The sequence below is a fragment of the Streptomyces sp. JJ36 genome (genome assembly GCF_021696945.1).
GTDB lineage: Bacteria > Actinomycetota > Actinomycetes > Streptomycetales > Streptomycetaceae > Streptomyces.
Map to the genome: position 1 here is coordinate 23946 of NZ_JACYHE010000004.1, position 11899 is coordinate 35844.

Below are 11899 nucleotides of genomic sequence, written 5' to 3' on the forward strand. Positions count from 1 at the left end.
AGGCTATGTCTCCGGACCGACGGTGACACCGAACTCCCCCTCCGCCACCCGCGCCCGCAGCGCCTCCCCCGGCGCCACCTCCGCCGGCTTGCGCACCACACCGCCGTCCGCCCGCTGCAGCACCGCGTACCCGCGCTCCAGGGTGGCCGCGGGCGACAGCGCGACCACCCGGGCCCGGGTGTGCCGCAGCTCGTCCTCCCCGCGGTCCAGCCGGTGCCCGAAGGTGCGCCGCACCCGCCCCAGCAGCCCCTCGACGTCCTCCTCGCGGTCCGCCAGCAGCGCGTGCGGATCGGCCAGCACCGGACGGCTGCGCACCTCCGCCAGCCCGCGCTCCTCCCGGTCCAGCGTCCCGGTCACCGCCCGCCACGCCCGCTCCTGCAGCGCCCGCACCCGCTCGTGCTCCTCCCCGACGTCCGGCACCGTCCGCTTCGCCGCGTCGGTGGGCGTCGAGGCGCGCAGATCCGCCACCAGGTCCAGCAGCGGTGCGTCCCGCTCGTGCCCGATCGCCGAGACCACCGGCGTACGGCAGGCCGCCACCGCCCGCACCAGGCCCTCGTCGGAGAAGGGCAGCAGGTCCTCCAGGCTGCCGCCGCCGCGCGCCACGATGATCAGGTCCACCCCGGGCAGCGCGTCCAGCTCCCGCACCGCCTCGATCACCTGCGGCACGGCGTGCACGCCCTGCACCGCCACCTGCCGCACCTCGAACCGGACGGCCGGCCAGCGCAGCGCGGCGTTCCGCAGCACGTCCCGCTCGGCGTCCGAGGCCCGGCCCGTCACCAGCCCGATGCGCCGCGGCAGGAACGGCAGCGGCCGCTTGCGCTCGGCGTCGAACAGGCCCTCGGCGCCCAGCGTGCGCTTGAGCTGCTCCAGCCGCACCAGCAGCTCGCCCACCCCGACCGGGCGGATGTCCGCGGCACGCAGCGAGAGAGTGCCGCGCGGCGCGTACCACGAGGGCTTGCCCAGCACCACCACCCGGGTGCCCTGGAGCACGCCGTCCCCGGCCCGCTCGAAGACGTCCGGCGGGCAGACCACGTTCAGCGACACCTCGTGGGACGGGTCGCGGAGCGTGAGATAGACCCAGCTCCTGCGGGACCGCCGGTTGAGCTGGGTGATCTGCCCCTCCACCCAGACCGCGCCCAGCCGGTGGATCCACTCGCCGACGAGCTGGGAGACCTTGGCGACCGGGACGGGGGCCTCGGGGGACGTGTGCAGCGCCATACGAGGAGGCTAGCCGCCCCGGCCGACACCACACCCCCGCCGGGCCGCCGGCCCGGGGGCGGGCCACGGTCCTGGGGCCGCCGCGCGCCGGCGGCGCTCCCCCGTCCGCAGGACGCCGCATCCCCCGCACGGGCCCCCTTCCACGGCCGTGCCCGGCGCGGTGGCGCCCGGGGGCGTGCCCGGCCCCTGACGCACGCCCGTTCGTGCACACCGCCCGTGCCCCGCACCACCGCTGCGGGCCGTGACACGGCCCGTACGATGGGAGCCATGACTGCAACGCCCTCGCGCACGTCCGAGAAGCGCCGCGTCCTGCTCGCCGCCCCCCGCGGCTACTGCGCGGGCGTCGACCGCGCAGTGATCGCGGTCGAGAAGGCCCTGGAGCAGTACGGCCCCCCGATCTATGTCCGCCACGAGATCGTGCACAACAAGTACGTCGTGCAGACGCTGGAGCGGAAGGGGGCGATCTTCGTCGAGGAGACGGAGGAGGTCCCCGAGGGCGAGATCGTGATCTTCTCCGCGCACGGCGTGGCGCCCGAGGTCCACCGCGAGGCCGAGCGCGGCAAGCTCGCCACCATCGACGCCACCTGCCCCCTGGTCACCAAGGTGCACAAGGAGGCGGTGCGCTACGCCAAGGAGGACTACGACATCCTCCTCATCGGCCACGAGGGCCACGAGGAGGTCATCGGCACCAGCGGCGAGGCGCCCGAGCACATCACTCTGGTCGACGGCCCGGAGGACGTGCGGAACGTCCAGGTCCGCGACCCGGAGAAGGTGGTGTGGCTCTCCCAGACCACCCTCTCCGTGGACGAGACCATGGAGACCGTCGACGCGCTCCAGGACCGCTACCCGAACCTGCTGAGCCCGCCCAGCGACGACATCTGCTACGCCACGCAGAACCGCCAGACCGCCATCAAGAAGGTCGCCGCCGAGTCCGACCTGGTGCTGGTCGTCGGCTCGAAGAACTCCTCGAACTCCGTCCGCCTCGTCGAGACCGCCCTCACGGCCGGCGCCCGGGACGGCCACCTGGTGGACAACGCCGGCGAGATCGACGAAGCCTGGCTCGAGGGCGTGACCACCGTCGGCCTCTCCTCCGGCGCCTCCGTCCCGGACGTGCTGGTCGAGGGCGTGCTGGAGTGGCTGCAGGAGCGCGGCTGGGAGGACGTCGAACTGGTGCAGCCGGTCGAGGAGCACATGCAGTTCTCGCTGCCGAAGGAGCTGCGCCGGGACCTGCGGTCGGAGGCGGCCGAGAAGGCCCGCTGACCGGGCTCCGGCCTAACGCGCCCGTGGCCCCTCCGCCGGGCCGCGGGCGGCGTCCGCGCGCCCGGCCGCCCGCCGCCGGGCGACGAGACGTACCCGGCGCACCAGCACGATCACGCCGGCCAGCAGCGTGCCGCCGTACACCCAGCCGGCGAGCACCGAGAGACCGGTGAACAAACCCATCAGCAGGTCCCCGAAGCCTTCGGTCCGGAGGATGAAGAACAGCCCCGCCGTGAAGGCCAGCGGTGCCGCCACCGGGGCCGCCACCAGGTCCGCGGGCCGCACCCAGAGCGCCGTCGCCGCGCTGACCAGCAGGAACATCACCCCGTACGCCGGTGCGTGCCCCGCGAACAGCAGCGCGTCCAGCGCGCCGAGCAGCATCATCAGCAGCACCGCCAGCAGGCCCGCGCCCAGCCCGGTCAGCCGCGGCTGCGGCAGCCGCGCCACCGCCCGCCCGCGCCCGGGCACGCGGGCGGCGACCCGCTCCGCGGCGCTCCGCCGCTCGCCCGGACCGGGACCGGGCCCCGGACGGGAGCCGGGCCCGCCACCGGACCCGCCGCCGGGCGTCGCGGTGCGCCGGGACGCCCGGGCCCCGTACCCCGGGCGCGGGTGCCGCACCTGCCGCGGCCGTCTCGCCGCGGGCACGCCCTGCGGCTCTCCGTGCCGGAACATACGCGCCCTGTGCTGCTCCACGCCCCCAACTTAGGCCGCCCGTCCGCCCGTCCCGGGCATGAACACGCCCCGCCGGCCCGGCCCGTTCCCCAGTTCGAGGAGGGCACCGGGCCACGCGCCCGGCCGGGGCGGGGACGGCCGTAGACTGGGGGGTCGGTCCGCCGTCGCGGGCCCGTCCGCCCCACCAGTCACTCGCTACGGGAAGTCGCCACGTGTCGCTCACGATCGGAATCGTCGGCCTGCCGAACGTCGGCAAGTCGACGCTGTTCAACGCCCTGACCAAGAACGACGTGCTGGCGGCCAACTATCCGTTCGCCACCATCGACCCGCACGTCGGAGTGGTCGGCCTCCCCGACAAGCGGCTGGAGAAGCTGGCCGGGCTCTTCGACTCCCAGAAGGTGCTCCCCGCGACCGTCGACTTCGTCGACATCGCGGGCATCGTGCGCGGCGCCAGCAAGGGCGAGGGGCTGGGCAACAAGTTCCTCCACAACATCCGCGAGTCCGACGCGATCTGCCAGGTGATCCGCGCCTTCCAGGACGAGAACGTGGTCCATGTGGACGGCAGGATCGCGCCCAAGGACGACATCGAGACGATCAACACCGAGCTGATCCTCGCCGACCTCCAGACCATCGAGAAGGTCCTCCCCCGGCTGGAGAAGGAGGCCCGGGTCAAGAAGGACAAGCAGCCGCTGCTCAAGGCCGTGCAGGAGGCGCAAGCCCTGCTGGAGGAGGGCCGCACCCTCTTCTCCGCGGGCATCGCCCAGGGCACCGAGGCCGCCGCCCCGCTGCACGAGCTGCACCTGCTCACCACCAAGCCCTTCATCTACGTCTTCAACGTCGACGAGGACGAGCTGACGGACGAGTCCTTCAAGGAGGAGCAGCGCGCGCTCGTCGCACCCGCCGAGGCGGTCTTCCTCAACGCCAAGCTGGAGGCGGACCTCGCCGAGCTGGACGAGGAAGAAGCCGTCGAGCTCCTCCAGACCGTCGGCCAGGAGGAGCCCGGCCTCGCCACCCTCGCCCGGGTCGGCTTCCACACCCTGGGCCTGCAGACCTACCTCACCGCCGGGCCCAAGGAGGCCCGCGCCTGGACGATCAAGAAGGGCGCCACCGCCCCGGAGGCGGCCGGCGTGATCCACACCGACTTCCAGAAGGGCTTCATCAAGGCCGAGGTCATCTCCTACGACGAGCTCGTCGCCGCCGGCTCCGTCGCCGAGGCCCGCGCCAAGGGCAAGGCCCGCATGGAGGGCAAGGACTACGTCATGCAGGACGGCGACGTCGTGGAGTTCCGCTTCAACATGTAGCGGATTACTAGCATGGCGTGACCGATCTGGCAAACATGCAGGTCAGATGGGGTCTGACTCTTCGGGGACAGGCCCCCTTTCCATGCCCGTGCTGACTTGGTGCTGACTTGTAGGCACCGCTCATCACCCCTCTCCACCCTCCCGTGCTGATTTGGTGCTGACTCTTCGAGGTGTTGGCGCAGCGTGAGGATGCGGTGGATTCGTAGCAACCAAGCGACCGGGGAAGAAGGTTGGATGGCGAGTGCCACTCGTTGTCAGTCCCCGCCGGTACGCTTCCCATTGTCACGACAGCTGGAGGAAAAACATGGGCACCTCGGGGCGTCTCAGTCTGTCCTGGATCAATAAGGACAAGTCACTCATCAGCGCCCAGGACGGCGGGTACGAGTGGGTCGACCGGGATGACCTCCGCGTGACCGAGACGCGCCTCCTCCGCGATGTCGCGACCTCCGGAGAGGTGCATGACGACCTCCAGCGGGCTGAGGACAACCTGCTGATCATGGGGGACAGCGGAGACGCCCTCAGAGCGCTCACGAGACTCCCTGAGTTCGCGGACGAGTACCGCGGCAGGGTCAAGCTCGTGTACATCGATCCGCCCTTCAACACAGGGCAGGCTTTCGAGCACTACGACGATGGGCTTGAGCATTCCGTCTGGCTCACAATGATGCGTGATCGCCTGCTGCTCATCCGCGATCTTCTGGCCGATTCTGGAAGCGTCTGGGTGCATCTCGACGATGCGGAGATGGCTTACTGCAAGGTGCTCATGGACGAAGTGTTCGGCCGGCGGAACTTCATCACAACGATCATCTGGAAGCGTCGCAATGATCCCCGTAACACGGCGCAGTACCTCTCGGGCGACCATGACTCGATCTTGGTGTTCGCCAAGAACATCGATGCGTTGACCTTCAACAAGCTTCCTCGTACGGAGGCCATGGACTCTGCGTATACCAACCCAGACAACGATCCCCGCGGACCGTGGCGGCGCGGTGACCTCGCAGCCCGTAATTACTACTCGAAGGGGACCTACCCTGTCGTGACCCCTAGCGGCCGAAAGATCCCTGGTCCTCCTTCAGGAAGCTATTGGCGCGTCTCTGAAGAGGAGCTGAAGCGACTGGACGGGGAGGGGCGAATCTACTGGGGTCCGGACGGAAAGAGCCGACCATACCTGAAGCGCTACCTCAGTGAAGTGAAGCAAGGGCGTGTCCCATCTTCTGTCTGGCACCCGGAAGAGGTGGGCTTCGTCCGAAACGGCAAAGAGGAAGTCCGCGCTCTCGTGGGTGACGTCTTCGCTACTCCGAAGCCCGAGCGCCTTCTCCGGCAGGTCATCACGATTGCGAGTGACCCCGGAGACATCGTCCTCGACTGCTTCGGCGGGTCAGGAACCACGGCCGCCACTGCCCACAAGCTGGGGCGGAGGTGGGTAACGGTGGAGCGAGAGGCAGAGACTGTCGAGAGCTTCGTTCGCCACAGGCTTGAGAAGGTCGTTAACGGTGAGGACTCAGGAGGAATCACCGAGTCGGCCGGGTGGGAGAAGGGCGGAGGTTTCCGGTATCTCGAAGTCGCCCCCTCCATGTACAAGCGCATGGGTAACCGAGTGCTCCTCGCCCCGTGGGTGATTGGCGACGCCTTCGCTGAAGCTGCCTGTGCACAGATCTCCGGCTTCGAACTGGAGGAGGGCGCTGAGCCGCCGTTCGTCGGCCGGAAGGGGCGGCAGCGTCTTGCAGTGGTCGACGGGCTTGTCTCCGAGAGCACAGTCCGGTCGGTTGTAGAGGCCCTGAGCGAGAACGAGAGGGTTCTCATCGTGGCCAAGAGTTACCTGCGCGAGGCGGCAAGCCTTCTAGAGAACCTCAGCCCCGGGTCGCGCATCAAGAAGGCTCCCCAGGACCTGTTGGATATGAAGGGACGTGTACTGCGTTGAGCTGGTCACTCACATACGACCAAGCGGCGATCGAGGACCTGGCTACCCGCATGGAACTGCGGGACCCCAACCGTCGCGCCGTGGCCAAGGTCGTCGAGGAGATCCAGTCGGGGGACGGGCGGGAGGTCGTGTGCGACCTGGCGACTGGCGTAGGCAAGACGTACATCTGCCGGGCTCTGATCGACTATCTCGCTGACCAGGGTGTTCGCAACATCCTGGTCGTCACTCCGGGCCGGACCATCCAGAGGAAGACGGTTGCTAACTTCGACCCTGGTAGCCCGAAGTTCGTGCCGGGCGCCAACTATGAGCCCATTGTCATCACTCCCGAGAACTATGCGGGGGGCCGCGTTGGCGACGCACTGCACGATCCGGACGCACTGAAGGTCTTCATCTTCAACGTACAGCTGCTTACGAAGCCGACAGCAAAGACGTCGCGCACGGCGCACATGACCGATGAGTTCATCGGGACCGCCCTGTATGACCACCTGCGCACGGCCGATGACTTGGTCGTCATCGCCGACGAGCATCACGTGTACCGGAGTGACGCGAAGAAGTTCCACAAAGCGGTCCGGGACCTCGAACCCCGGGCTCTTGTGGGCCTAACTGCCACCCCTGACGAGACGGACCGGAAGGTTCCCGGCAGGATCGTCTTCGAGTACTCGCTTGCCGAGGCAATCGCCGATCAGCTCGTCAAGGTTCCGGTCATCGTCTACCGCGAAGACGGACACACTGACGCTCGGACTCAGCTTGCTGACGCCTGTCATCTACGCAAGGTAAAGGAAGAGACCACCCGGGAGTGGGCCGAGAACAACGGGCGCCCCATGGTCAACCCTGTTCTATTCGTGGTCTGCCAGAGCATCGAGGAGGCGACGGAAGTTGCCGACACTTTGGCGGGCCCAGGCTTCATTGGTGAGCCAGGAGCCGTCTTGCAGATCACGTCAGGCAGCAAGGAGGACGCGCTCGAAGCCCTCGCTGGCATCGAGAGCCCGGACTCCCCCGTTCGGGCCGTGGTCTCGGTGAACATGCTCAAGGAAGGGTGGGACGTCAAGAACATCAGCGTCATCGTGGCGCTTCGGACTCTCGCCTCTGAGACCCTCACGGAACAGATCCTCGGCCGCGGCCTGCGTCTTCCTTACGGGGAGCGTGTTGGCTACTCGATGATCGACAGCGTCGACATCATCGCTCATGAGTCGTACCGGCGGCTGCTGGCCTCGAAGGACTCCCTTCTGGAGAACGCTCTCCTGCATAGGGCTACGCTGGGGGCCCCGGGTGGGCAGACTGCTGCGGCTGGTGGTGCGGTTCCCCAGCCTTCGCACTCTGAGACCGAGACTCAGGGAATGATCGCCTTCACGGGCGAAGCTTCTGTCAGAGAGGGCGGTTTCGACAGCGATGTACCCGACACCGTCTTCCTCGGTATGGCCGACATGGAGCATCGACTCGCCGAAGCTGGGGCGGAGAAGAAGCAGATCCCGCAGATTATGAAGCCTGCGGACGGATCTCCGGTCATCAAGTTCCCGAGCAGGCGTCTACTGGAGAAGCCGGACACGTACAGCTTGGCCTTCGTCAGCTCCGAAGCCGTGGCATCGGAGGGGAAGAAGTTCAGCCACGAAATAGAGGTGGAGCTGAAGAAGGTCGCGCTGACCCCGGAGCGGGGGCTGGACGGCCAGGTGTCATCGGTCCAGACCGAAGTTCAGAAGTCGGGCGTCGCGACGCAGCGCAAGTGGCCGATCTCGAAGATCAGGGAGGACCTGGAAGATCGGATTCTTAATCTGCCGCAGCTGAAGCTCACGCACGACGAGGTCGAACACGCCAACCGCATCGTGGGCGCGTTCCTCGGCGCGGCGATCAAGGCGGATGAGGAGGACGGCACGCCGTGGGAGGAGGCCAGGGCGAAGCTTGCCCTGAGCCAGTTGGACAGGCTCGTGGTCTCCAGTTTCAGGCAGAAGCTCGCCCAGACCGAGCACGAGTTCGTGACGGTAAGTCTTCCGCCCCTTGCCCAACCGTGGCCCGGACAGACGATGTCGAAGATGCAGATCACCGACAGGGTGATCAAGGGTATGGGTTACACAGGCTGGGACTGCTCGATTCTCCCTGTCGTGTACTTCGACGCACGGTCGACCGAGGTCAAGCTCGCGAACCTCATGGACGTGAGTCCCAAGATTGAGTGGTGGTTGAGGCTCCCATCGCGCGGAGAGACATTCATCCAGCTCAACAGCGGGTCTCGGTACTTCGCGGACTTCATCGCTATCGACAAGGAGGGCGTGCACTGGGTCGTCGAGGGCAAGTCCGACGCCGAGGCGTCCAGTCAACAGGTCCTGGACAAGAAGGAAGCGGCCAAGGTATGGGCGAAGGAAGTCACGGACCTCGGACAGTTCGGCGTGTGGAAGTACCTCTTCGCCACGGAAGAGCACCTGAGCCAGGCAAACAGTTGGGACACCCTTCTGACGATCACAGGCGCCCGGGGATAGGACGACTGAACTACCGCAAGGGCCCGCCAATTCTGGGGCCCGTCGCGGGTTCTAAGAGCTCGTAACACGATCTTGTGATGTGTGGCTGGTCGCCGTGTTCGGCGTGCCGATTCGGCCGTTCGTGGATGTGTGAGCAACAAACCGTGGATCGTGGACGACGAGTTGTGGGAGCTGATCGAACCGTTGCTGCCGCCGTGGCCCGAGCGGTCGCCGGGGCCGCGTCCGGTGGACGACCGGCGATGCTTGCAGGGCATCCTGTTCGTGCTCTACACCAGGCGTCACCTGGCAGCAACTCCCGCTGGAGCTCGGTTTCGGATCGGGCCAGACCTGCTGGCGGCGGCTGAACCGATGGCACGAGGCCGGAGTCTTCGACCAGCTGCACCGCCTCCTGCTCGCGAAGCTGCATGCGGCCGGCGAACTTGATTGGTCACGAGCCTGCGTGGATGCCTCCCACATCCGCGCGAAAAAGGGGGCGAGGCCACAGGCCCGTCGCCGGTCGACCGCGGGAAGGCGGGCAGTAAGCACCACCTGACCTGCGACGGCAACGGCACCCCCTTCAACGACGTCACCCAGACCTTCGCCCTGGTCGACGGGCTCCCGCCCGTGGCCGGCAGACCCGGCCGACCGCGCCGCCGACCCCAGGCCCTGCTCGGCGACAAGGGCTACGACAGCGACCCCAACCGGCGCGAGCTGCGCTGACGCCGGATTTGGCCGGTGATCTCCCGCAAGGGCGCCCCGAACATCCAGGGCCTGGGCAAGTTCCGCTATGTCGTCGAGCAAACCTTCTCGCTGCTGCACCACTTCAAGCGCCTGGCCGTCCGCTGGGAACGACGCCTCGGCCTCCACGACGCTCTCGTCTCCCTTGCCTGCAGCCTCATCTGCTGGCGACGCCTCAACAAGGCACGATCATGATCGTGTTACGAGCCCTAAGTGCCGGTCAGACGTGAGATGACTCGCTGTGGCTTGTGTGATCACGGCGTCGGAGCCCTCCTTGATAGCCCCGTTCATCGGGCTGAGCCCGCGTCAGTTCGGCAAGCTCATCACCCGCCTTGCGGCGGGAGGGCGCGGACCCAGTCCCCAAGGGCCGGCCGTGGAGCCATCCACTAAAGGACCGGGTCGTGCTGGTCGCCGCCTACTGGCGCACCAACCTCACCCTGCGGCAGCTCGCCCCGCTGTTCGGTATCTCCAAGTCCGCCGCGGGCCGGGTCGTCGACCACCTGGGCCCGTTGCTCGCGCTGTAACCGCGCAAGCGGTTCCGCAAGGACACCGTGCTGACCCGGGGCCACACCGTGGCCAAGCAGTCGAAGAACTACCGGTACTCCACCAACCACCAGGTCGTCATCGACGCCAACACCCGCCTGGTCGTCGCTGTCGGCCGGCCCGCTCCCGGCAACCGCAACGACTGCAAGGCGTGGGAGGTGTCCGGGGCCAAGGATGCCGTCGGCCGCACCACGGTCATCGCCGACGGCGGCTACCGAGGAACCGGCCTGGCCATCCCGCACCGCCGCGAGGCGGGCCAGGCCGAATTGCCGGGCTGGAAGGAGGAACACAACGAGTCCCACAGCAAGGTCCGGACCCGCGTCGAGCACACCTTTCGCCCGCATGAAGGGCTGGAAGATCCTCCACGATTGCCGGCTCAAAGGCGACGGCGTGCACCACGCAATGCTTGGTATCGCCCGCCTCCACAACCTGGTCCTCGCCGGCTGACCGGCAACACCACAGGTCAGCAAGCAGACTCGATATCAATTACGGGACAACCCTTGCGAGGTGTCCTGCTCTGCCAAAAGGTGGACGCGCCGAGGCTGGTTCCGTCAGATCCTGGCCTTCAGCACGTGCAGGGCCGTCCCGTCGTCGGTGCACCAGGCAGACCAACCATTGACGGAAATGCCGGCGGAAGCCCTACAGGCGCCAGAAGGGCTGTCGTGAACGGAGCCGTCCTGCAGACGCATCTTGCCTTCTTCCGTTACGAACGCGACGTGCTCTTCGCCGAGGTTGCGACGCCGCCATATAAGCCGCTGTCCTTTCGACAGCTGGCCAGCGTCTACGAGGGGAGCGAGGGTCGACTTCCGATGGTTCGTGTCCGCCGGGTCGGAAGTCTCGCTATCCAGGCCGTATTTGCGGCGCAGCACGCTGTTCGCGGTGTCCTCCAGGGGCCGCGCCTCCTTCACGAGCAGCGCGTACACCTCGTCGTCAACCTCGATGAAGCGCATGGTCAAGGTCCCTCCTGTGGGCCGGGTAGTCGGATCGGGTTCGGCGCACACGACCATACCCGTCCAGGTTCCAGGTGTCCAGGTATCCAGGCAAAGGGGTAGAAGGGTGGGGTGGACCGACAGTCGGATGTACCGGGGTAGTGGATGCAGCGACGGGTGTGGCCAAGATGAGCCTGTGCAAGTTGTCCCAGTGCTACGGTCGCCCACATGACGCTCTCGGTACCTTCGGCGCGTGCCGTCGACTTGCGAGTTGAACCGGTTGGCGACGTTCTCGACCGAGTGGAGCGGACCCTTCAGGCCCGCTTGGACCGGGATGCGGTTGTCCGTAAGCGCCGCTCGGTCGGGGCGCGGACGGATCGTGCTACGTGGGTGCGTGTCGAGAGGCGTGGGCTCGACAAGATCAGCGTTCAGGGGTGGAACGGTACCGAGTGCGCCGCACGTCTGGAAGGGATTGCTCAGCCCGCATGGCAGGGGTGGGCGTGTGGTGTGCCGGGACGCGGGTGAGCCGGTGATGTGGCGTGCCGACGAGACCGAGCTCCTGCCGGGAGCGTCTATCGGCACCGCTGTGCTGAGCGAGGCGCCGAAGCTGTCGGATGAGTGGTGGCAGGCGTTCAACGCCTCACTGGAAGCGCTTGCGGCTCAGCACACGAGGCGCGTTGCCACGCCGGACACCGTCACCATGACGCAGACCCTCGTCAGCGAGTCCATCCGCAGCGCGTTCTCGGGTGATTTCGACACGACCGTTGAGCGGTGGGCGCCGGGCGCACGCGGACCTGAACTGGGCCAACATGACCGCGCCGACTTCCCGGTGAGGCCGGCGTCCTGACGAAGGTGCTGCAAGCGCTTCGCGAGGACTTC

Annotated in this window: 7 protein-coding genes and 3 pseudogenes; 7 read left to right on the forward strand and 3 right to left on the reverse strand. The window is 67.5% G+C overall.

What is annotated here, in order from left to right; translation table 11 throughout:
- Positions 1–3: 3 nt before the first annotated feature.
- Entirely contained in the window at positions 4–1218 is a 1215-nt protein-coding gene (gene xseA / locus HOY81_RS02565) for an exodeoxyribonuclease VII large subunit (RefSeq protein WP_237317597.1), read from the reverse strand.
- A gap of 267 nt (positions 1219–1485) precedes the next feature.
- On the opposite strand from xseA, the gene HOY81_RS02570 reads away from it, so the two are divergent.
- Positions 1486–2478, forward strand: coding sequence for a 4-hydroxy-3-methylbut-2-enyl diphosphate reductase (locus HOY81_RS02570; RefSeq protein ID WP_237317599.1), 993 nt, complete (start codon positions 1486–1488; stop codon positions 2476–2478).
- Positions 2479–2490: 12 nt separating this feature from the next.
- Here HOY81_RS02570 and HOY81_RS02575 read toward each other — a convergent pair whose 3' ends face one another.
- Complete coding sequence (locus tag HOY81_RS02575) at positions 2491–2943, reverse strand: DUF6542 domain-containing protein (protein WP_237317601.1); 453 nt, start codon at positions 2941–2943, stop codon at positions 2491–2493.
- Between the two features lie 416 nt (positions 2944–3359).
- On the opposite strand from HOY81_RS02575, the gene ychF reads away from it, so the two are divergent.
- From ychF to HOY81_RS02600, 5 genes and pseudogenes are all read left to right on the forward strand, one after another.
- The gene (gene ychF / locus HOY81_RS02580; protein ID WP_237317604.1) at positions 3360–4448 is read left to right on the forward strand and encodes a redox-regulated ATPase YchF; all 1089 of its coding nucleotides are present in this window, start codon (positions 3360–3362) and stop codon (positions 4446–4448) included.
- A gap of 304 nt (positions 4449–4752) precedes the next feature.
- Positions 4753–6363 (forward strand): site-specific DNA-methyltransferase, encoded by a 1611-nt coding sequence (locus HOY81_RS02585; protein WP_237317606.1) that lies wholly within the window; start codon positions 4753–4755, stop codon positions 6361–6363.
- Between the two features lie 50 nt (positions 6364–6413).
- Complete coding sequence (locus HOY81_RS02590) at positions 6414–8831, forward strand: DEAD/DEAH box helicase (RefSeq protein ID WP_272892269.1); 2418 nt, start codon at positions 6414–6416, stop codon at positions 8829–8831.
- A 129-nt stretch (positions 8832–8960) separates the two neighbouring features.
- Positions 8961–9743: pseudogene (locus tag HOY81_RS02595) on the forward strand (IS5 family transposase).
- A gap of 46 nt (positions 9744–9789) precedes the next feature.
- Positions 9790–10538, forward strand: a pseudogene (locus HOY81_RS02600) (transposase).
- Between the two features lie 104 nt (positions 10539–10642).
- On the opposite strand, the gene HOY81_RS02605 reads toward HOY81_RS02600, so the two are convergent.
- Complete coding sequence (locus HOY81_RS02605; protein WP_237317805.1) at positions 10643–11041, reverse strand: hypothetical protein; 399 nt, start codon at positions 11039–11041, stop codon at positions 10643–10645.
- A 207-nt stretch (positions 11042–11248) separates the two neighbouring features.
- Between HOY81_RS02605 and HOY81_RS02610 the strand changes: the two are divergent.
- Positions 11249–11844, forward strand: a pseudogene (locus HOY81_RS02610) (hypothetical protein); the annotation flags it as partial.
- Between the last annotated feature and the right edge of the window lie 55 nt (positions 11845–11899).

Coding starts and splice junctions, on each gene's coding strand:
- xseA (WP_237317597.1), bottom strand. CDS start 1,218: ATGGCGCTGCACACGTCCCCCGAGGCCCCCGTCCCGGTCGCCAAGGTC.
- HOY81_RS02570 (WP_237317599.1), top strand. CDS start 1,486: ATGACTGCAACGCCCTCGCGCACGTCCGAGAAGCGCCGCGTCCTGCTC.
- HOY81_RS02585 (WP_237317606.1), top strand. CDS start 4,753: ATGGGCACCTCGGGGCGTCTCAGTCTGTCCTGGATCAATAAGGACAAG.
- HOY81_RS02590 (WP_272892269.1), top strand. CDS start 6,414: ATGGAACTGCGGGACCCCAACCGTCGCGCCGTGGCCAAGGTCGTCGAG.
- HOY81_RS02605 (WP_237317805.1), bottom strand. CDS start 11,041: ATGCGCTTCATCGAGGTTGACGACGAGGTGTACGCGCTGCTCGTGAAG.